Source organism: Bifidobacterium adolescentis ATCC 15703 (assembly GCF_000010425.1).
Taxonomy (GTDB): domain Bacteria; phylum Actinomycetota; class Actinomycetes; order Actinomycetales; family Bifidobacteriaceae; genus Bifidobacterium; species Bifidobacterium adolescentis.
The window spans coordinates 373,820-393,730 of record NC_008618.1 but is presented as its reverse complement, the minus strand read 5'-3'; the positions used below and the strand labels follow the sequence as shown (position 1 = coordinate 393,730).

Here is a 19,911-nt window from a genome sequence, read left to right as displayed (position 1 = left end):
TTTAAGTATTCCAAACGCAGGAAATTACAGGCTTCCGCCCAAACACGATTAACTGCAAAAACTATTTACGCTGTCCCCGGCAATAGCGTTATCATCGATGCTTCATTGGCCGACAAACTGACACTGTACTGGGGAGAGCTCTCTCACTGCGCCACTCGAACGCCCGGTTCCGTTACCGCCATAGCAATCGTACCGACGAGCCTTCACCCGATATATCGAGCCTCCCGGCTCCAAGATGTCAAAAGGCACGTCGCCTGTGCAGACCAATCCCCCTCCCGTATGGATGAAGGAGATCTCAATGCCGTCATCCTTGTGAATCGCCATGACAGGAAGCGGCCCCATCGGCTCGCGATCACGTCCATAAACCAACGACTCGGCAGCCGTTGCCAAGCGCTGCGCGACATGGCGCTTATCCAAAGGATGCAGGTCATTATCCTCTCCATATCCGATCGTCACCACCATCGCCGTGTTCCACAACGTCAAAGCGCGCCGTTGTTCATCACGCAGCCTTGGCCAATCGCAATCGGGTTCCAAAGTATAGTTCGGCAATTGGGCGAATATGAATGGTAGTTCCGGACGCTTGAGTAGCGCACGCCACTCCTGGATCAGCGACATCAACAGCTGCACATAGCCATAAGACGCATGGGCGTTGGACTCCCTCTGACTCCGCCATAATGAAGGACCTCCGAGTGAATCGGAGGTCCTTTTTGTTTTCAACGCTTTCGTTCGTCAAAAGGCCATCGTCAGCAAACCGTCAACGTGCCAATCGTTCCGCGGCGGAGGCGATCGCCGCATCACTGGCCGTAGCCGAGAATCGCAAGTATTCCGGCGCTCCGTAGAACTCGCCGGGGCTGGCGACGATGCCGATTTCGGCAAGCTGGCGCAGATCCTCCCAGCAGTCGCCGGACTTGGCTTTCACCCACACGTACAACGCGCCTTGCGGCATGTCGGTGCAGTATCCGTATGCGCGCAGAGCACTCACCAGCATGCCCAGACGCTCCTGGTAACGGGAATGCTGGGTCTTGACCGCGTCGAAGTCACGCAGCCCGGCGGCCATCGCAGCCTGCACCGGTCCGGGAATGATCTGCCCGATCTGTTTGCGGTATGCCGCCATCGGCCCGATCAGCGATTGATCGCCAGCGATAAGCGCCGTACGATACCCGGCCATGTTGCTTTGCTTACTCAGCGAATACAGCACCAATACGCCTTCGGCGGACCCGCCACACACATCGGCGCGCAAGGCGCACGGCGTGGAGGCAAGCGTATCCGCATCCGCTTCCGCAACGTCGTCTTCCCATTGCATCAACGCATAGCATTCATCGGACAGCACCACGGCACCAATCGCGCGCGCGGCACGCACAATACCGGCCATCTGTTCCGCGGACAGCACCTCACCGGTCGGATTGCACGGCGAATTGACCCAAACGGCCTTGACGCCCGGCACATCCTTCCAGGAATCCGCATCCGCCACGTCGTCGACCTTCAGCGTTTGCGCGCCGGCCAACTGCGTGCCGATCTCGTACGTCGGATACGACACCTTCGGCTGCACGACGACATCGCCCTCGCCGAAATGCAGCAGCGACGCCATCAACGCGACGCCTTCCTTGGAACCGACCGTCGGCACCGCATCGGCGCCGATCGCACGCAAATCGACATTGCGGGCGGCCGCGAACCACTCGTGAATGGCGTCACGCAAATCGGCGGTACCTGCCGTAACGGGATATCCGTACGCGTTCGGGTCGTTCGACGAGACCGCGAGCGCCTTACGCACCGAATCGGGAACGGGGTCGACGGGAGAACCGACGGACAGGTCGACCATGCCACCGAACGCGGCTTTCGCCGTACGTTTGTACGACGCGATGCGGGACCAGTCGTACGGCGATGAAAATTCATGAAAACCCATCCGTAAGGCTCCTTTTCAAGCGGAAATCACAACCATGTTCCAGCATACGGCAATCGACGTGCCGGCACATGCAACCGTTCCATACAAAAACCGGTTTGCCGCTGACGTGTGCAAACGTCAGCGGCAAACCGGTTAAAATCGACCGCGAATATTCCGCTTTACGCGCAATACGGACGGCGGACGCATCAGCCAAGACATGCTCACTGGTTCTGCGGCGGCAGAGCAGCTACCTGCTCCGGATCCTTGCCGATCGGGCCGGCTGCGGAAGCGCCGCCCATATCACCAACTTCGGCGAAGAAGCTGACTGCGGCGTCCTTGTACCAAGCCCACTCGTCTGGCAGATCGTCTTCATAGAAGATGGCTTCGGTCGGGCACACCGGCTCGCATGCGCCGCAATCCACGCATTCGTTCGGATTGATGTACAGGGAACGGGAGCCTTCGTAGATGCAATCGACCGGGCACTCGTCCACACAGGCCTTGTCTTTGACGTCCACACACGGCTGGGCAACAACATACGGCATGCTTACCTCCTCAACAACAACGTGTACTGTTCCAGATTACTCTTGCGCGGCAACTTCGAGTTCGCCGGCACCGAGACGGGCATGACGGTAGCCATAGCCGAAGTAGATGGCGAAGCCGACGATGAGCCAGACCACGAAACGGATCCAAGTGAGCACGCTCAGGTTGACCATCAGCCACAGGTTGGCGAGCGCAATCAGAATCGGCACCCACGGATTGCCAGGAATCTTGAAGGAACGTTCCAGGTCGGGGCGCTTCTTGCGCATGATCGGAATGGAAATCGCCACCAGCGTGAACGCCGACAGCGTGCCGATGTTCACCATGTCGGACAGGATGCCGACATTGCAGCAGGCCGCGATCAGCGCCATGACCACGCCGACGATGATTTGCAGACGCACCGGAGTGCCATGCTTGCCGGTATGGCTCAGGCCACGCGGCAGCAGTCCGTCTCGGCTCATGGCGAACACCACGCGTGTCAGGCCGAGCAGCAGCACCATGACCACGGTGGCCATGCCGATGACGATGCCGAGGCTGATGATCTTCGCAGCCCAGTCGGCGCCGACCATCTTGAACGCGACGGCCAGTGACGGATCGGACTGTTTGGCAAGGTCCTTATAGGAGACCATGCCCGTGGTGACGATGGCCACGAGGGTGTACAGCACGATGATCAGGCCGAGGCCCACGCCGATGCCCAGCGGCACGTTCTTCTTGGGGTTGATGGTCTCTTCGGAAGCGGTGGCCACGACGTCGAAGCCGAGGAAAGCGAAGAACACGAGTGCCGCGCCGGAGATGATGCCGGTCACGCCATAAATGCTGGGGGCCATGCCTGTGGCCCACTGCCACAGCGGCTGTTCCATGACCGCGGAGACGCCGGAGCCGTCGGTGGATGCTGCGGGTTCGCTCGGCGGAATGAACGGGGTGAAGTTTTCGGCCTTGATGTAGAAGAAGCCGACGACCACGATGAACACGACGATGGCGATCTTCAAAATGGTGAGCGCGCCGTCCACGCGGGCGCCGATCTTGGTGCCCATCACCAGCAGCGCGGTGAAGAAGGCGACGATGATGACCGGAGCCAGGTCGAAGTTGAACGAGCCGATGGCGATGTTGGTGTTGATGTTCCAGCCGATCAGCTCGAAGAACTGGTTGAGGTACACGCCCCAGTATTTGGAGACGACCGAACCGGCCATGAGCATTTCAAGGATCAGATCCCAGCCAATCACCCATGCCACGATCTCGCCGACGGTGGTGTAGGTGAAGGTGTAGGCGGAACCCGCCACTGGAATCATGGAGGCGAATTCGGCGTAGCACATCACGGCGGCGCCGCACACGACGCCTGCGATCAGGAAGCTCAGCACCACCGCCGGACCGGCATGGAAGGCAGCCGCCTGCGCGCCGATGGAGAAGATGCCTGCGCCCACGGCAACGGCCACACCCATGATGGCAAGATCCCACCAGGTCAGATCGCGTTTGAGCGCATGGCCGGACTCACCTGTTTCAGCCAGCGTCTGTTCGACGGATTTCTTGCGAAATACGTTCATGTCTCGTCCTTCTCTTCTTTCCGCCCGCGCGGTTTCACGCTCCACCTTCTAGAGCACAAGGCGCAAGTATAAGTCGTTTTCGTCACATTGACGGCGTGCGTGACGCTATTTAAGATTCATACCGATGACGACCGGCTCGGGCACCAGTCGGATGCCGAACGCGGCCTCGACGCCGTCCTGCACGGTTTTGGCGAGGCGGGCGATATCTTCGGCTGATGCTCCCCCACGATTGGTCAACGCCAACGTATGCAGCGTGGACAGGCCAGCCGGAGCGTTTTCGTTGATTTTGAACCCCTTATGGAAGCCGGCATGGTCGATGAGCCAGGCCGCGGAGGTCTTGACGCCCTGCCCGCCGCCCGGCAATGCCGCGTCGAAGCGCGGCGCGTCTTCGGGAAGCGTCTCGGCCTGCTGTGGCGTGAGAATCGGGTTCATGAAGAAGCTGCCGCAGCTATGGCGGTTGAAGTCCGGACCGTCATCGCCGTTCTGCTTGGATTGCGATTCAAGAGCGACATCGACCAGATTCGTCTTCTTGGTGCCCTGCATGGCCGGCGACGCATAGCGATGCGCGTCTTCCAGCATGCCTTTAGCCGCACGCACCTTCAGCACCGCGTTGCGGATGTCCGCGGTGTTCATGCGATCGCCCACGGCGACGTCCAACGCCTTGGCGAGCTGACCGTAACCGACCACGCCCGTATCGCTGTGCCGCAACGCGAACGTGACGGACAGCACCACGTATCGCGGCGTCGGGAAAAATTCCGCGGCCGGAGTCGCCGGAGCGCTGTACATGCTGGCTTTCAGCGCGCTCATGCGGTAGCCGAAGGCGAGCTGATCGTTGCGCAACGCCTTTACCGCACGTTCCTTACGATCCCAAACCTCGACGCTGTCGACGCTGGTGGCGACCTCCTGACCGTACGCGCCGATGTTCTGCACGACCGACGCGCCGACGGTGCCAGGAATGCCGGACAAGCCTTCGACGCCTTCCAGTCCAAGTCGGACGCAGTAATCGACGAAATCATCCCAGTTGCAGCCGGCTTCGGCGTTCACGTGGACGACACGCCCATCATCCTCGACCGGAGCCGCCTCATCCAACACGCCGATGGAGCGTCTCGCATCGCGGACCACCACGCCTTCGAACGGCGTGTCGGATACGAGCATGTTGGATCCGCCGCCGATCACGCACAATGGCAGTCCTTGGGAATCGGCTTCCTCAACAGCTTCGATGACGCCGACGCGCGTGGTCGGTTCCAGGAAAGTGGCGATAGGACCGCCCACACCGATGGTGGTGAGATCTGCAAAACTAGTCATAACGCTCCAGAGTAACAAAAAACCCGACCAAATTGGTCGGGTTTCGAAAGCTTGATTCCGCTCAGCGGGTCTCGCGATGCACGGTCTGCTTGCCGCAGCGGGAGCAGAACTTCTTGAGCTCAAGACGATCCGGCGTGTTACGGCGGTTCTTCGTCGTGATGTAGTTACGCTCCTTGCACTCGGTGCATGCCAGCGTGATGCCCGGACGAATGTCGGCGCTCTTGCTTGCCATTTAGTTCACCTCTTGTGGTTCGTTGCTATACCGACATTCCGTCGGCCTTTGTAGCGAGAAAGAGACTCGAACTCTTGACCTTACGATTATGAGTCGTACGCTCTAGCCAGCTGAGCTATCCCGCCATGAGAGCCTCGAGTGAGAATCGGACTCACGACCTCTTCCTTTACCAAGGAAGTGCTCTACCACTGAGCTATCGAGGCGTGGCGGATAGTGGATTCGAACCACTGAAGCACGAGGCGACTGATTTACAGTCAGTTCCCTTTGACCGCTTGGGAAATCCGCCGTGCTGCCTGTTTGGTTGAACCCCAACCGGCAACCCGTTTAGTATGCCACAGACCGGCCGACTTATGCAAATACGGCGTGTCGCGACAGCCAAAAACGGCGCAAATCGTTGAAATTCCAACGTTTTGCGCAAATCGGCGCCGAACAACGCAGAAACCCCGCCTCCCGAGCCTTGCAAATCGCAATATACGGGAAACGGGGTTTCGACAGCTACGCGCTAGTCTCAGCCGAGGATGGCCAGGATGTCACGAGCGGAGACGATAAGGTAATCCTCGCCCTGGTAGTGCACCTCGGTGCCGCCGTACTTGGAGTACAGCACCTTGTCGCCGACCTTGACGTCGACCGGGATACGCTCGCCGGCGTCGTTACGACGGCCCGGGCCGACAGCCAGGACTTCACCCTGCTGCGGCTTCTCCTTGGCATTGTCCGGAATGAACAGACCGGAAGCGGTCTGGGTCTCGGCTTCCGCCTGCTTGACGATGATCTTGTCTTCCAACGGTGTGAGTGAGATCGACACTGTGGACCTCCTCTTTCTAAAGAGAAATCGATACTTACCGCGCCGGGACCCGCTAGCAAGAGGCTGACGATCACTTACGGCGTCGTCCTTTCGCGCTGTGACTTATCCTAGCGCGATTATTAGCACTCTGCCAACTCGAGTGCTAACGCTCTGAGAGAAATTATCAAAAAAGCCTGAAACCATGCGGTTCCAGGCTTTGTAAAAAACGGTTCAAGCGTTTCGTCAGGCGCTACGACGGGCCAGAATGGCCTCCAGGCCGGTGCCTAGGGAGTCCGAAGTCACATCCGGAGCCTCCACATCGGCACGTACTTCGGCATCGTGGAATCCCGGAACGTCGACCTCTCTGAGGTGCACGCCCTCATCCACGCGGGCGGCGGCCTCATCGGCATCCATGCTGCCCATTGCGTCGTTTGGCGGAATCAACGGCTCAGCCTCGTCGGAAGGCGTTTCGACGGGCACGGCCTTGGCCACTTGTTTGGTGGACTTGATCTCCATGCTTTCCGGAGCATCCACCTCAACGTCGGCACCGTCGCGAGGCGCACCCAACGAGAAGGAAATCAAGTCCTGCGTGGACTTGACGGCAACGGTTTTGGCTTCTTCGGCCATATTGTCTCGCTCATCGTGGATGGACAGTCCCACTTCCTTGACGTCAGCGGGCGCGGCATCCGCACGTTCGGTTGTCTGGTCGACGGCCTTCTCGGCAGTCTGCGTCTCTTCCTTGGAAGACATCTCTTCCTTGCGCCGTTTCACCGCGGCGTCCCGATCGGCCTTGCCGCGGGCGATCGCCTGGCGAATCTCCCCCTCGGGAACGACATCGGTCTTCAACTGCTCGTCGACGACCTTGCGGGCTTCGGCCAGCTCCTGCGCGCGCAGTCTGGCACGTTCCGCCTGCTCCGCCTGCGCACGTTTGCGTTCGGCGGCGACACGCTTCTTCACCTTGGCATGGTATCTGGCGACCTTCCGCTCCCACGCCACGGCCTGCTTGGACGCACGCACACCCAACGCGAGCACCGCGGCCAGCAACGCGGCCGGAATGAGCGCGAACAGCGGGCTGAAGTGCAGTGCGAACGCACAGACCAGCACAACGACCGTGATTGTCAGCAATGAGACGGCGATGGCGCGCCTCCTGCGGACCGCGGCGTGACGAAGGGCGCGAATTTCCGCGATCCGTTCTTCGGATGTTGCGCCTTTGTGCGCCTCTGTGGACTGCATCAGTACCCCTTTCGCTGCCGCGACGGTCTCATCGGAAAATCGCGTTCCGCTGTCGGCATCCACCAGATGCAACGACGGTGAAAAGCGGTCCTCGCGATGTTCGATCACCCTCTTCATGCCTTTAATCGTCCGTCTGGGCAACCAAATGAGCATCAGGATGACAACGATCGCAAGCACGACCACCGTGCTTAACGATTCATAACCCATATGTCATAAGAATAGGTGACATTCCGACATTCGAGGCGAGTCCTCCCCGGCGTGTCGAATCAGGAGGGTGAATTCCCTGTCATCAGACGCGCGGTGAAACCGTTTGGCACGTCCTCGGCCATCAATACGTAGCTTTCATGATCGCGCCATTGGCCGTTGACGTACATATACGCGCGCCGCACCCCCTCCAACGTTGCTCCGACCTTGCGTGCGACGGCACGGGACCGCTTGTTTTCCGGCAAAATGTCGATTTCCATGCGATGCAGTCGAGGTCCGGCCGGGTCGAACATGGCCCAATCCGCCAACAGCGCCACCGCCATCGGCGCGTAGCCACGCCCGGCGCAACGCTCGTCCACCCAATAGCCGACCACGCCGGAACGCATCGCGCCGTAGCAGATTGCGCCCAACGAGATCTGCCCGACGATACGGCCATGCTGTTCGATGGCGAACACGGCACCGGTACCGGCCCGTTCGTTGCGCCGCAGTTGTTTCATCCATTCCTTGTAGGTGATGGGCGCGCCGTGCAGCGGATCGCCGGATTCCCACGGCTTGAGCCAGGCATCGTTGCGCCAGCGAACCTCGTTCCACTCGTCATAGTCGGCGCCCGTCAACGGGCGCAGACTCACCGGGACGCGCATGCTGTGCGATTGGATGAATTCCGGCATTTCAAAGGAATTATTCCCCGGACGACGCATCATGTCGCTCAAGGATTGCAAAATCGTCACCCTTCCATTGTGCCCCACCCATACCCCATGTTCCGTTTTCCACGCAATCGAACCGTGGTACAACGAACGATATGGACATGTGTAAGCAACAACGCGAGCTGAAACGGCATTGGCGCGCGGCTGCGATCGAACGACGAAAGCGGACGTCCGCCGACCAGCGTCGCGAAGCGGGACGGCTGCTTGCCGAACACGCATTGGAAGCGTCGTTGATTCGACCGCGATCGACCGTCGCGGCCTTCGCCTCGATGGGCAGTGAAATATCGATGATGCCGTTGCTCGAAGCGATGTTCGACACGGATTGCCGTGTTTTGGTGCCGCGTCTGGGTGCTGGCATGGAAGTCGGCTGGAGTGAGCTGAACGGTCTTGACGATCTGCGCGACCAGCGCAATGCTGATGGTTCCATCAACACACATCGCCCGCAGGAGCCGGAAAACGCAGCGGAAGGACCGGAAGTTCTCACTTCGGCCGAGCTGATCATTGTGCCAGCGTTCGCTGTGGACGAACATGGTTTCCGATTGGGGCGCGGCGGCGGTTGGTACGACCGCGCTTTGGAGCATCGTAGCAGCACCGCGCGCGTGGTCGCCGTTTGCTGGCCTTGGGAGCCGACCGACGAGACCGTGCCGCATGAGCCGCATGATATTCCCGTCGACGGCGTGCTCACGCCGGATGGTTATGCCGATGTCCGAGGATAGGACGGTTGCGGGGCCGTCTCAGGGAACGTACTAGGATATGTCCCGTTAAGAAATTTGGGATTGTGCGTAAAGCGAGGATATCGTGCCTACTTACCATTACCGTTGCAAGAACTGCAACTACGACTTCACCGAGCAGCAGTCATTCACCGACGATCCGATTACCGTATGCCCGGAATGCGGCGAGGAGCAGGTCCGCAAGGTTTATTCCGCGGTGCCGATCGAGTTCAAGGGGTCCGGCTTCTACCGCACCGACAAATCCAAGTGACCCACAGGCGCGGAATCCAACGCGACACGCCGGAGATTGTGGATAACTCCCATTCTCCGACCACAACCCCGGATTCCGCTTGCCGTGGTCATAACAATCAGGTCATCATGCATGCATGATGACCTTTTTTCATTCCTTGATGGACCGCCGGCCACATTCGAGTTTGCGCACATCGACGGCTTCGGAAGGACGGACCGCGCGCACGACGCGTCTGCAACGAGACCGTCATGGTTCGACTGCCGCATCGTTGGAAGCCAGACGAAGCAACGCACGCCTGCATCGGTTCCTCGCCGCATTGTGCGCTGGCCTGACGGTATTCGCCACGCTGCAATGCGTACGCGCAGCCATCGCCACGCAGCCTATTGTGGTCGCGGTGCGGAATGTCGCCAAAGGCACGGCCATCACACGCGAAGACGTGGAGTTACGTGAGGCGCCGAGCGATGGCTCGCTGAGCAACGCCTTCCATACGCTTGACGACGCCGTCGGCTTGATCGCACAGGTGGGCATCGGCGCGCACGATGTGCTTATGTCGGGCATGGCCCGTGCGTCCCCCGTTGTGCCGCAGGGCCATACGAGTATCGAAGTGCGTTTGGCAAGTGTGGCCGGCGGTTTGATTCCCGGAGACAAGGTGACACTTTCCAGCGCCACCATGACAGATGCTGAGATGCAGTCCGGCACACCGAATGTCGCGGATATGCCGAACGGTACGGAAACGCCGTCCGGCATGGCTAATGATATGCCGGACGGTGGTGTGGATGCGCAGTTACACACGATCTGCGCCGAAGCGCTGCTGACCGGCAAACCGGCTAAGGATGCGCAAGGCAATACCATCGCGGTGTTCGCCATGCCGCCCAATGAGGCGGCCGTCGTGTTGCGGGTTCAGGAATACAGTGCGGTCATCGCCACCATCAATTAATGGCTGATAATCCTAATCGATAGCTGGCACCCGGCTGGACGTATCAGCGGCCGCGTTCGGAGAAGACCGCCCAATGTGGCGGAAGCTCGTTTAGGATGCGCTTGTCGTCATCCGCCTCGCGTTGGCGCTTGGTGAGCACGTCCGAAGGTTCGAGTTTGACGCCATCGGCATCGAACAGTTCCGTACCTTGGCGGACCACGCGCTTATGCTTGCGTGCGGTCCGCCGCGTGGCGGAATAACTGGGTGTGGAGTGCGTCTCGGACTGGGTCTGCGAATCGTCATGCTCCATGACGTTTTCGATATGCTCGGCGCTCACCGTTCCTCCCGGTACAGGCTTCCCAGTCGTGCCACGATGCGGTCGACTTCCTTATCGGGGTTCACGAACGCGCCGACGCTCCATACCGTCATCACCGACCAGCCAAGCGATTCGATGTCCTGCAGCAGCACGCGATGGCGTTCCCTGGTGGATTGCAGTCCCATGAACTGCGCGTCATCGGTGAGCACGGCCAAAGCGAACGGCTCGCCTTTCAGACCAACCACCAACGGCAGTTTGAGTCCGTCATCGAAACCGTAATCGACGGCCACGTCCAAGCCGCGTTCGCGGATCCTCTCGGCGAGATCGTTGAAGAGCACGTTCTCTCCGGACTCCTTGATCGCCGGGCGGACCATGCTGTCATCAAGCTGTTCGGCCCAACGCAGCACGGTTTTGAGCGCCTTCGGACCATCCTGATGCAGTCGCTCGTCGTCCATATCGTCGGATGCGAAGGACGAGACGATGTCGAGATGACGGTCCGGTACCGCCAAAGCGTCCAGCAGCATGCCTCGGCCGCCGTCGGATTCCAGCGCGCCGAACTGCTGCAGCAGCCTGCCGTGCGAGGTCTTGGCGTAGCACATCGCAAGAATCGCGTCGGTGGCGTGGGCGCCGGCCACATCGACGATGTCCACGATGCGCACGTGGCGCAGGAACATGCCCATGGCCTTGTCTTTGTTGGCAAGCGACTTGAGCTCGGCACCCAGACGGATGCGGAACGTGTGCGTGAGCGCTACCACGGTAAGCACATACGATGCGGGAACGATGGTGAAACCGGCCGCGCGCTTGCGGATGATGCTCACCACTTCGTCGATCTCCTGCTGGCTTGATTCGACCAGGCCGGAATTGATGACCGGCACACCGTTGGCGTCCGGCACGAAATGGTACGCGACTTCGCCTTGGTATCCTTCACGCGCCACATCGCACGGCACGGAGCCGTATCCTTCCGATTCGAGGAAGGCGTTGAGCTTCGGCGCACGGCGAACCGGCCTGTCGGTTATCTTCACGCTTGGCAGCAGTGCGATCAGTCGCTGCAGGCCATCGGATGTGACGGTCTTGCGGTGCGCGATCACCACGACCTGCTTCGCGCGGGCGATGATGCTGAGCAGCTCGATGGACGGAATATGCGCGGCCGTATCGATGATGACGGTATCGGCAAGCGGCGCCGGGTCGGTGATGGCAGCGAGCGTGGCTGGCGTTGCCACCAGAATAGGCTTTGCCGCGGCCAAAATCTGCGGATGCTCCCTGCGCAGCCTGTTCAACGGCACGTTTCGGGAACCGGCAAGCGTGGTATGCAGCAGATTGGCTTCCTGCGTGCGGGAGAAAAGCATGTCGCACAGACGGCGTACGGACTCTTGGGCGACCATCGGTCCGATGGAACGCACGTGTTCGACATCCACCTGGGTGAATCGGTCGGCGGCGCTTTGCATGGCGGAGCCATCCTGGTTGGAAATGATGGCGGAGGACTTCACGATGTCTTCGAAAGCCGTGGTCCACCACGCCAGCTGCAGTTCTCCGGCCACGGCGTCGTTCGGCACGCCGCGGTTGCTCAGGTCCGCCACAAGCTCATCCAGACCGGCCGAATGGAACTCACGTTCCAGACGGGCGCGTTCCGGCAGCGTATCCAACGCCTGCTTGTCGTCATACAGGGCCTTCAGACGCTCTTCCACCTGGTTGAGGTCGACGGTGTCCAGATTGCCGCCCTGCGGTGTGGTGGCGAGCGCCACGTTCAACGCGGTCATATCGTTCGTCAGCTGGTCCTGCGTGTTGATGATGTCGTCGAGTTTGGCGGGCAGCACCGGCCATCCGCCGTGAGGAACGAACATGTGCCACTGTTCGGCCTGCTTGGCCACCACGAGCAGCGCCTCATGCAGGTTCTCCACCTGCGCGCCGACGCGCAGCATCGACTTGGCCTCCTTGATATGGCGGCGACGTTCCCAGAATCCCATGGAGCTGCCTTCGGCCTTGCGCTGGGCCTTGGGCTTGGTGGCCTCGATCATGGAATCGATGTCGCGTTCGAAGATTTCCGGCTGGAAGACGTCGAGCACGCGGCGCAGGTTCTTGAGCACCATGACCTGGCGTCCCCACTCCTGCGCGGTGGTGGGAATCGGGAAGCCGCAGGTCTGCACGGTGCTGGACACCTGTTTGCGGGTGGCGGGCAGCACCTTGCGCAGCAGCTCGACCACACGCTGGTATGCGCTGATCGCTTCCTCTTCGGAATACAGGGAGGCTTTGTACCAGGCGGTGTCCTGCGCGCCGATGGTGTATTCGCCGAGTTCTCCCGCGCGATACAGCTTCTGGGCCCATTCCTCCATCTTGTCCGCGATGGAATGGGCGGACTGCTTGGTCAGACGCACATGCGTGGTCGGATGCGTGGGCAGGACGGCGATTTGTGCGAGGTTCTGGATGGTCTGGTATGCGGACACGCCCCATTCCTGGCTGACGCCATGCAGGTCGCCCAGATAGCGGGCCAGGCGGGAGCGTACGCCCACCAGTTCGTCGGAGATCTGGTCGAAACGCGAAGTCGCGACGCCGGATTGGAAACCGACTGCGGCTATCAGCTGACGGTCGATTGCCGCATTGGCGCCGTCATCGGCGATGTCCAGCAATTGGCCGCTCATCTCGTTGGCCGCGATCGTCTGCATGAAACGGCGCTTTTGGTCGGTGACGCACGGCACGTACAGCACGCTGTGTCCGCCCATCACGCAACGGGAGGCGATTGCCGCGGCCTGTTCGGCCGTGTTGCCGCTGATCGCGCTGTCCACGAAAATCGAATGCCCGGATGCGGCCAGCTGCGCCGCGTATCGGACGGTGTTGTCAACGTCGCCAATCTCGTATTCGCCATGGGGATCGGCGTCGAACGGACTGTATTCGGGAATCTGCGCGTCTTTCAGCGCGTCCGCGGCTTCCTTGTTCCCGGCGAGCGCGTCCAGAACGGTGTTGCCTGTCGGGCCTTGGGACAGCTGGTTGATGATCTGGCGACTTTCCACCAGCATCTGCGAGGACGGGTCCATGAAGCAGCCGAGGATGATGTGACGTTCGATTTCGAAATCGGGGAAAACGCTGGACGCGCGCGCTGTGATGGCCGCGAACACCGCGGACGTTTCGGGGGTGCCGCTTTCGTAATTCGAACCATCGAAGAGCTTGGTCTCGTCCAATGTCACGTTGTTTTCACGCATCACGGCGGCGAAGGCCGCGTTCAGACGCACTCGTCCGGTGAACGCGATGACGGTGCCGTTCTCGATGTTGCGGCCTTCCTTGCGCACTTCGACCGGATACATGAGCACCGGCATCTGGTTGCCTTTCCAAATGGCCACGCCGACCACCAAGGAGAGTTCGCCGACGCCGCTGACACGGCTTTTCGCGTCACGGTCGTCGAGCACGCGTTCCACACGCCTGCCCGCGGCGCGCAGCATGCCGTTGTCTCGGAACAACGAGTCCAAGGTGACGTGTCCTTTGGCGAACAGCTGCGCGATGCCCGATGGGTGCGCATGCGTCAGGTCAAGCTGGGCGCTCAGTTGCGTCACATCCTCAAGCGGGGATGGTGCCAGACCAAGGCGATACTCCTCACGCCATCCGCGGATACGGTCCAACGCGGTGGCCGTCTCTTCGTTTTCGCTCATATACCGACTCACTTCCCTACTGCCTTGCGGTATTCCTCATATCCCGGATTGTGTGCCAAAGCCGCATCGATGTCTTGGTTGCCCAATGCGCCCAACCACGCGTACAGGTCATCGTATAGGGATGGGTTCATGGCGAGGAACGGCAACAGTTCCGGATGACGCGCCATCTGGAACTGCACTGTGAAATCATCCGTGCGTTTGGCGTCATCGGAGGTCAGGCCGTCGACCTCGATGGTCTGCTCCTGCTTGGCGAGGCCGCCTTTGGACACACGGTCGAATACCGATCCCGGTTCGAAGATCGGCTTGAATGCGGCGGTTTCGTCCGGCGCGGGCTGCGATTGGCTGTTTTGCGGGCGGAACCGCTCGTCGTCGTCTTCCGCGGTCACCGTTCCCGGCTGTTCCGTCTGCGGCTGCGTAGCGTGCATCGGCTTCGACTGCTGTTCGGCGGGCTGCTGTTCGGCCGTTTCCGATGTGGGCTGTTCCGCCATCTGCGATTGTTCGGCGGACTGCGTCTGTTCCTGGGCGGACGCGTCAGCCGCATTGTCAGCCTTGTCAACGTTGCCTGTGTTATCGCCAGTGTCGTTCCTGTCGGGCAGAGCGACGGCGATTGGCGTGCTGGGGCGCGCGCTGAACAGCTTGTCCACCGGAATCAGGTTGTTCTTGTTACCGTCATGGGATGCTTCCAAGGGCTGAGCGGCTGTCTCGGTTGAGACGGCAGCCACCTCGGCATCGGTCGCAGCCGCATCAGCGGAATCGGCCGCATCGGCCTCGATCTCAGCTTCAGCCTCGGCCTGCGCTGCGGCGTCGGCGAACAGGTCGCGGGGCTTGTCCGCGGCCACGACGGTTTCCTGAACCAAGGAGACCGAGGGGAATGCATCTTCGAGTTCCGGCTTGTCGGCATGCTCCGGCGTGAAGGTCTGACGTTCCGCCTGGTGCAGAGCATCGGCACGGTCGGTGACATTGCGCGCGTGGAAGAACGTCGTCGGCTCGCCGGCACGCAGATTGAGGATGTCGTCCACGGACATGTCGGCTGCATCCGGTTCCTGCGGAGCCTCGTCGGAGACCGCGTATTCGAACAGGTTCGAAACCGGCTGGCTTGTATCATCCGAGACACCGGAGGTGGCGTCGTCATCCTCGTCATCGTGTTCGAATGCGGATTCGAGCGTAAGACGCACGTCGCCGAACTGCAGGGTCATCGAGTCGATGGGCAGCTTGATGTCCTCGCCTGCGGGCAGGCGCATCAGTTGGCCGTTGTTCGTCACCACGAACGAGCCGTTGGTGGAATGCAGATCTCGTACGGAGCAATTGCCCTGCTTGTCGACGGAGAGGACCGCATGTCTTTTCGACATGGACTTGCCCGGATCCATGATGTCGAGACGAGCGAACCCGTCATCCGACAGCGGGCGCAACGGTTTGCGCCCGATTTCCACGCTTTCGCCGTCATGAAGCGTTTTCACGTTGTTTCCGTCAACTTTGACGGTCCACTGCCGCGTCATTCGTCGATCCTCGCTCACCGTTGTCGGCCTTCCTTTCGCACTACACTATCTGCCATTGTGTCATGATTCATCGCGAAAGTAAGGATTCCGAACCGATAAATTGACAACTTTCGCCTAATTCCCCCATTTTAGAACATGCCTGAGTCATGCTCCATATGCGGAAAACCCCGCTGCCTTACGGCAAACGGGGTTTCCATTACAGCTTGGTGATTGCGGCTTGAAGCCGCGCGAATCACTTGAGCTCGACGGTGGCGCCGGCTTCTTCGAGCTGGGACTTGGCCTTCTCGGCGTCTTCCTTCTTGGCCTTCTCCAGGACAGCCTTCGGAGCGCCGTCGACGAGAGCCTTGGCCTCAGCCAGGCCCAGGTTGGTGATAGCGCGGACGGCCTTGATGACCTGGATCTTCTTGTCGCCAACGGCGGAGAGGATGACGTCGAACTCGTCCTTCTCTTCCTCAGCAGCAGCGCCAGCAGCCGGAGCGGCGGCAACAGCGGCGACCGGGGCAGCAGCCTCGACGTCGAACTTCTCTTCGAAGGCCTTGACGAACTCGGAGAGCTCAACCAGAGTCATCTCACCGAAAGCTTCGAGCAGCTCATCGTTGGTGTACTTAGCCATAATGGCTTCCTTTCATTCTTGGCGACGGACTGAATTGAAGAGGTGGCCGTCACCTAAAACAATTGTTTTTCTTTTTTGTGGTTGCTTCATTCATGCGGCGAGCCGCAGCGAAATCAGGCAGCCTTTTCCTGCTTCTCGCGCAGCGCATCGATCGTACGCACGGCCTTGGTCGGCAGAGCGTTGAACAGGTACGCGGCCTTGGACATCGTAGCCTTGATGTCGCCGGCGAACTCGGCGAGCAGCTGCGGGCGAGACTTGAGGTCTGCCAGCTTCTTGGCGCCTTCAGCATCGTAGACGGTGCCATCAGCGAAGCCGCCCTTGATGATCAGTGCCTTGTTGGTCTTGGCGAAGTCACGCAGGGTCTTCGCAGCTTCGATGAAGTCACCCTTCACGAAGGTCACAGCGGTCGGGCCGGCGAGAAGTTCATCAAGACCTTCGATGCCAGCTTCCTTGGCTGCAATGCGAACGAGCGTGTTCTTTGCCACAGTGTAGGAAGTATCGCGGCCTAGCTTTTCGCGCAGTTCAGAGATCTGCGGAACGGTAAGCCCGCGGTACTCGGTCAGGTAGATAGCGTCGGCGTTACGGAACTTGTCCGTAAGCTGAGCGACCACCGCTTCCTTTTCGGGCCTCTTCATGGCGTTCCTTCCTTAGTCAACCGTTGACTGTGAGATTCGGAACACCTCGCAGGGCAATAAAAAAAGCCCTGCACGCAGGCAGAGCAACATTCGACCGCTAAGCGGAAAGCCCTTGGTGGGCGTATGTTCTTCAACCTGCGCTGGCTTGGCGAACCAAACTTCGTGAGCGCTTGCACGCTCCAACCAACGGTCTGTGGTTTACAAGTGGGTAATTTACTGACCCGTTTGGACTAATCCAGACCGGCGTGTCGCGCCGCCGCAAAAGCAACCCCTTACCAATCGCACGAAATTTCCATGACTTACATAGGTGCTACGTTTGCTTTGTTCAGGGACGCATGTCCCAGGCGAGTCGCGATTCTCGCCGGCGCACGCCACCATATGGCACGCGCCTACCAACCCAAGAAAGATGAGAAAAGAGAAAATGGAGAAATTCTTCCATCTCAAGGAGAACGGCACCACCGTCTCCACGGAGATCATGGCCGGCCTGACCACGTTCTTCGCCATGTCCTACATCATCATCGTCAACCCGCAGATCCTGTCTTCGACCGGTATGCCGTGGGGCGGCGTGTTCCTCGCCACCATCATCGCGGCCATCATCGGCACGCTCGTGATGGGCCTGTTCGCCAACGTTCCGTATGCGCAGGCCGCCGGCATGGGCCTCAACGCGTTCTTCACCTACACCGTGTGCTTCGGCCTCGGCTTCAAGTGGCAGGAAACCCTGTGCATGGTGTTCCTGTGCGGTTTGATCAACATCATCATCACCGTCACCAAGATTCGTAAGATGATCATCCAGGCCATTCCGGAAGTGCTGCAGAACGCCATCGGCGGCGGCATCGGCCTGTTCGTGGCCTACGTCGGCTTCCTCAACGTCGGTTTCTTCACCTTCACCACCAAGTCCGCGGCCAAGAGCGGCGACACCGTGCAGGCCACCCCGGGCCTTGCCGTCATGAACAATCCGACCATCTGGCTGTTCATCATCGGCCTGGTGCTGGCCATCGTGCTCACCGTGCTCAAGGTACGCGGCGGCATGCTGATCGCCATCGCCGTCACCGCGGTCGTCGGCATTCCGATGGGCCAGACCACCATGGCCAACTCCGTGTCCATCGCCGACACCTTCGCCCAGCTGCCGCAGACCTTCGGCGTGATCTTCACCAAGGATGGCTTCCCGGCGCTGTTCTCCGACGTGTCGAAGCTGCCGATCATCCTGCTGACCATCTTCGCGTTCTCCATGTCCGACACCTTCGACACCATCGGCACCTTCATCGGCACCGGCCGTCGTACCGGCATCTTCTCCGCCGAGGACGAGAAGGCTCTTGAGAACGGTTCCGGCTTCTCCTCCAAGATGGACAAGGCCCTGTTCGCCGACTCCATCGCCACCTCCATCGGAGCCATCTGCGGCACCTCGAACACCACCACCTACGTGGAGTCCTCCGCGGGTATCGCCGCCGGCGGCCGCACCGGCCTGACCTCCGTGGTCGTGGCGATCTGCTTCGCGCTGTCCGCCTTCCTCTCCCCGGTCATCTCCGCCGTGCCGTCCGCCGCGACCGCAGGCGTGCTGGTCGTGGTCGGCTGCATGATGGCTTCCTCCTTGAAGGAAATCGAGTGGGGCGACATCTCCGAAGCCATTCCGGCGTTCTTCGCGTCCGTGTTCATGGCGTTCAGCTACTCCATCTCCTACGGCATCGCCGGCGGCTTCATCACCTACTGCATCGTCAAGACCTGCAAGAAGCAGGCCAAGGACGTGCATCCGGTGATCTGGGTCGTGGCCGTGCTGTTCATTCTGGACTTCATCATCACCGCAGTGCTGTAACAGTCCTTTTCATACGGAAAATGGGCGGTTCCTTCAGTGGAATCGCCCTTTTTTTATCGACTTTCGTATCGGTTTGACGCAGATCCGCATTAGATGGCTTGGGAGAACGCGTCGACGAGCGCGGCCATCCAGTCCGTCAGGGAATCGTACTGCTCCGGCATCTGCTCGGTCAGCTCCACGATCGGAATATTGGACGATTTGGCGGCGGTGACGATCTTGCCGGTCAACTCGGTCTCCTCCTGAATGTTGACCACCAGCAGGCCGACCTTGCCGGCCTCCAGCATGTCGGTGAACTGTTTGATGTCGGTCGGCGTTGGCTCGCTTTCGTTGGCCGTGGCACGCATGTAGCCGGTCGGCGTCGCGTCTTTGAGGCCCAGGTCCCCGGCCAAATATTCGGCGACCGATTCCGTGGCGGCATAGGCTTCGCCATCCGCCTTGCGTTTGGTCTCCGTGATTTTTCGGGCGACCTCGTCTTCCTTGGAACGCCATTGCTGGTTCAGCTTGTCGAAATCGGCCTTGCCGTCGGGCCTTGTGCCCTCGTATGCCCTGGTGATGGCCTGTGCGACCGCTTTGCGCACCGCCGCCGAGAACCAGACGTGCGGGTTGCCGCCATCCTTGACGCCACCGATCTCCGCCGCGTTGATGACTTGCGATTTGGCGGATTGCGCGGCTTTGACGGCCCATGAGTCGTACCCGGCGCCGTTGACGATGACGATTCGTGCCTTCTGCAGTTTGGCGATGTCGGACGTGGTCGGCTCATAGTCGTGCGCGTCCACGTTGGTGGAGTTGATGATGCTGGTCACCTGCACGCCGCTTCCGCCGAGCTGCTCGGCGAGGGTGCCCCATTGGTTGATGGAGGAGACGACGGAAATCGCGCCATGCGCGGAACCGGCACCGTTCTGCGACGTTCCGCAGGCAGACGCGGAAGTGAGAAGGCCGACGGAAGCGAGTACGGCAATCGCAATTCTTGCATAACGGTTCACGATGGTTCCTCCATTTTCATACGCTTCATGCTTCGGTGAATCCATCATAACCGTAACTGAGAATGATTCTCAACAGCGCGTGTCGCTTCCACAAGAAAAACAACAAACCGACGCCGAGAGCAATC

19 protein-coding genes and 3 tRNA genes are annotated in these 19,911 nt (G+C 60.3%); 4 read left to right on the top strand and 18 right to left on the bottom strand.

Annotated features, from left to right (window positions below):
- Window positions 1-102: 102 nt before the first annotated feature.
- The 12 genes from BAD_RS01600 to BAD_RS01545 all read right to left on the bottom strand — a co-directional run bounded on the left by BAD_RS01600 (window position 103) and on the right by BAD_RS01545 (window position 8,383).
- Complete coding sequence (locus tag BAD_RS01600; protein ID WP_144036383.1) at window positions 103-615, bottom strand: hypothetical protein; 513 nt, start codon at window positions 613-615, stop codon at window positions 103-105.
- Between the two features lie 139 nt (window positions 616-754).
- Complete coding sequence (gene dapC, locus BAD_RS01595; protein ID WP_011742805.1) at window positions 755-1,903, bottom strand: succinyldiaminopimelate transaminase; 1,149 nt, start codon at window positions 1,901-1,903, stop codon at window positions 755-757.
- A 200-nt stretch (window positions 1,904-2,103) separates the two neighbouring features.
- Window positions 2,104-2,424: a ferredoxin gene (fdxA, locus tag BAD_RS01590; protein WP_003836048.1), complete on the bottom strand. Its 321-nt coding sequence runs from the start codon at window positions 2,422-2,424 to the stop codon at window positions 2,104-2,106.
- Between the two features lie 36 nt (window positions 2,425-2,460).
- On the bottom strand, window positions 2,461-3,960 hold the full coding sequence (locus BAD_RS01585; RefSeq protein ID WP_038444051.1) for an amino acid permease: 1,500 nt from the start codon (window positions 3,958-3,960) through the stop codon (window positions 2,461-2,463).
- 105 nt (window positions 3,961-4,065) lie between these two features.
- The gene (locus tag BAD_RS01580) at window positions 4,066-5,265 is read right to left on the bottom strand and encodes an FAD-binding protein (protein WP_041777239.1); all 1,200 of its coding nucleotides are present in this window, start codon (window positions 5,263-5,265) and stop codon (window positions 4,066-4,068) included.
- 61 nt (window positions 5,266-5,326) lie between these two features.
- Window positions 5,327-5,497 (bottom strand): 50S ribosomal protein L33, encoded by a 171-nt coding sequence (gene rpmG / locus BAD_RS01575; RefSeq protein ID WP_003807891.1) that lies wholly within the window; start codon window positions 5,495-5,497, stop codon window positions 5,327-5,329.
- A 51-nt stretch (window positions 5,498-5,548) separates the two neighbouring features.
- Window positions 5,549-5,622 (bottom strand) — tRNA-Met (locus BAD_RS01570).
- Between the two features lie 5 nt (window positions 5,623-5,627).
- Window positions 5,628-5,700 (bottom strand) — tRNA-OTHER (locus BAD_RS01565).
- 1 nt (window position 5,701) lies between these two features.
- Window positions 5,702-5,783, bottom strand: a tRNA-Tyr gene (locus BAD_RS01560).
- A 222-nt stretch (window positions 5,784-6,005) separates the two neighbouring features.
- Window positions 6,006-6,299: a co-chaperone GroES gene (gene groES, locus BAD_RS01555; RefSeq protein WP_011742802.1), complete on the bottom strand. Its 294-nt coding sequence runs from the start codon at window positions 6,297-6,299 to the stop codon at window positions 6,006-6,008.
- A 222-nt stretch (window positions 6,300-6,521) separates the two neighbouring features.
- Window positions 6,522-7,718 carry a hypothetical protein gene (locus tag BAD_RS01550; protein WP_011742801.1) on the bottom strand — a complete coding sequence of 399 codons (1,197 nt, stop codon included), beginning with the start codon at window positions 7,716-7,718 and terminating at the stop codon, window positions 6,522-6,524.
- 59 nt (window positions 7,719-7,777) lie between these two features.
- Window positions 7,778-8,383 carry a GNAT family N-acetyltransferase gene (locus BAD_RS01545; RefSeq protein WP_113736355.1) on the bottom strand — a complete coding sequence of 202 codons (606 nt, stop codon included), beginning with the start codon at window positions 8,381-8,383 and terminating at the stop codon, window positions 7,778-7,780.
- A gap of 131 nt (window positions 8,384-8,514) precedes the next feature.
- Between BAD_RS01545 and BAD_RS01540 the strand changes: the two genes are divergently transcribed.
- From BAD_RS01540 to BAD_RS01530, 3 genes are all read left to right on the top strand, one after another.
- Complete coding sequence (locus BAD_RS01540) at window positions 8,515-9,135, top strand: 5-formyltetrahydrofolate cyclo-ligase (protein WP_011742799.1); 621 nt, start codon at window positions 8,515-8,517, stop codon at window positions 9,133-9,135.
- 82 nt (window positions 9,136-9,217) lie between these two features.
- On the top strand, window positions 9,218-9,400 hold the full coding sequence (locus BAD_RS01535; protein ID WP_003807880.1) for an FmdB family zinc ribbon protein: 183 nt from the start codon (window positions 9,218-9,220) through the stop codon (window positions 9,398-9,400).
- 163 nt (window positions 9,401-9,563) lie between these two features.
- Window positions 9,564-10,316, top strand: a complete 753-nt coding sequence (locus BAD_RS01530) for an SAF domain-containing protein (RefSeq protein WP_229027833.1) — start codon at window positions 9,564-9,566, stop codon at window positions 10,314-10,316.
- A 43-nt stretch (window positions 10,317-10,359) separates the two neighbouring features.
- Here the strand turns inward: BAD_RS01530 and BAD_RS01525 are convergent, their stop codons facing one another.
- From BAD_RS01525 to rplJ, 5 genes are all read right to left on the bottom strand, one after another.
- The gene (locus BAD_RS01525; protein ID WP_033499404.1) at window positions 10,360-10,605 is read right to left on the bottom strand and encodes a hypothetical protein; all 246 of its coding nucleotides are present in this window, start codon (window positions 10,603-10,605) and stop codon (window positions 10,360-10,362) included.
- 23 nt (window positions 10,606-10,628) lie between these two features.
- Window positions 10,629-14,249 (bottom strand): helicase, encoded by a 3,621-nt coding sequence (locus tag BAD_RS01520; RefSeq protein ID WP_041777237.1) that lies wholly within the window; start codon window positions 14,247-14,249, stop codon window positions 10,629-10,631.
- 8 nt (window positions 14,250-14,257) lie between these two features.
- Window positions 14,258-15,745 (bottom strand): FHA domain-containing protein, encoded by a 1,488-nt coding sequence (locus BAD_RS01515; protein WP_050731440.1) that lies wholly within the window; start codon window positions 15,743-15,745, stop codon window positions 14,258-14,260.
- 232 nt (window positions 15,746-15,977) lie between these two features.
- A complete protein-coding gene (gene rplL, locus BAD_RS01510; protein ID WP_003807866.1) occupies window positions 15,978-16,358 on the bottom strand; it encodes a 50S ribosomal protein L7/L12 in 381 nt (126 codons plus the stop codon).
- 113 nt (window positions 16,359-16,471) lie between these two features.
- Window positions 16,472-16,993: a 50S ribosomal protein L10 gene (gene rplJ / locus BAD_RS01505; protein ID WP_003807864.1), complete on the bottom strand. Its 522-nt coding sequence runs from the start codon at window positions 16,991-16,993 to the stop codon at window positions 16,472-16,474.
- 421 nt (window positions 16,994-17,414) lie between these two features.
- On the opposite strand from rplJ, the gene BAD_RS01500 reads away from it, so the two are divergent.
- The gene (locus BAD_RS01500) at window positions 17,415-18,803 is read left to right on the top strand and encodes an NCS2 family permease (RefSeq protein ID WP_033499317.1); all 1,389 of its coding nucleotides are present in this window, start codon (window positions 17,415-17,417) and stop codon (window positions 18,801-18,803) included.
- 89 nt (window positions 18,804-18,892) lie between these two features.
- On the opposite strand, the gene BAD_RS01495 is transcribed toward BAD_RS01500, so the two are convergent.
- On the bottom strand, window positions 18,893-19,834 hold the full coding sequence (locus BAD_RS01495) for a metal ABC transporter solute-binding protein, Zn/Mn family (RefSeq protein WP_011742794.1): 942 nt from the start codon (window positions 19,832-19,834) through the stop codon (window positions 18,893-18,895).
- Between the last annotated feature and the right edge of the window lie 77 nt (window positions 19,835-19,911).

Bases quoted from the DNA above. Each gene is read 5' to 3' on its own strand.
- BAD_RS01600 (WP_144036383.1), bottom strand. From the start codon at position 615: ATGTCGCTGATCCAGGAGTGGCGTGCGCTACTCAAGCGTCCGGAACTA.
- dapC (WP_011742805.1), bottom strand. From the start codon at position 1,903: ATGGGTTTTCATGAATTTTCATCGCCGTACGACTGGTCCCGCATCGCG.
- fdxA (WP_003836048.1), bottom strand. From the start codon at position 2,424: ATGCCGTATGTTGTTGCCCAGCCGTGTGTGGACGTCAAAGACAAGGCC.
- BAD_RS01585 (WP_038444051.1), bottom strand. From the start codon at position 3,960: ATGAACGTATTTCGCAAGAAATCCGTCGAACAGACGCTGGCTGAAACA.
- BAD_RS01580 (WP_041777239.1), bottom strand. From the start codon at position 5,265: ATGACTAGTTTTGCAGATCTCACCACCATCGGTGTGGGCGGTCCTATC.
- rpmG (WP_003807891.1), bottom strand. From the start codon at position 5,497: ATGGCAAGCAAGAGCGCCGACATTCGTCCGGGCATCACGCTGGCATGC.
- BAD_RS01550 (WP_011742801.1), bottom strand. From the start codon at position 7,718: ATGGGTTATGAATCGTTAAGCACGGTGGTCGTGCTTGCGATCGTTGTC.
- BAD_RS01545 (WP_113736355.1), bottom strand. From the start codon at position 8,383: ATGCCGGAATTCATCCAATCGCACAGCATGCGCGTCCCGGTGAGTCTG.
- BAD_RS01540 (WP_011742799.1), top strand. From the start codon at position 8,515: ATGGACATGTGTAAGCAACAACGCGAGCTGAAACGGCATTGGCGCGCG.
- BAD_RS01525 (WP_033499404.1), bottom strand. From the start codon at position 10,605: ATGGAGCATGACGATTCGCAGACCCAGTCCGAGACGCACTCCACACCC.
- BAD_RS01520 (WP_041777237.1), bottom strand. From the start codon at position 14,249: ATGAGCGAAAACGAAGAGACGGCCACCGCGTTGGACCGTATCCGCGGA.
- BAD_RS01515 (WP_050731440.1), bottom strand. From the start codon at position 15,745: ATGACGCGGCAGTGGACCGTCAAAGTTGACGGAAACAACGTGAAAACG.
- rplL (WP_003807866.1), bottom strand. From the start codon at position 16,358: ATGGCTAAGTACACCAACGATGAGCTGCTCGAAGCTTTCGGTGAGATG.
- rplJ (WP_003807864.1), bottom strand. From the start codon at position 16,993: ATGAAGAGGCCCGAAAAGGAAGCGGTGGTCGCTCAGCTTACGGACAAG.
- BAD_RS01500 (WP_033499317.1), top strand. From the start codon at position 17,415: ATGGAGAAATTCTTCCATCTCAAGGAGAACGGCACCACCGTCTCCACG.
- BAD_RS01495 (WP_011742794.1), bottom strand. From the start codon at position 19,834: ATGATGGATTCACCGAAGCATGAAGCGTATGAAAATGGAGGAACCATC.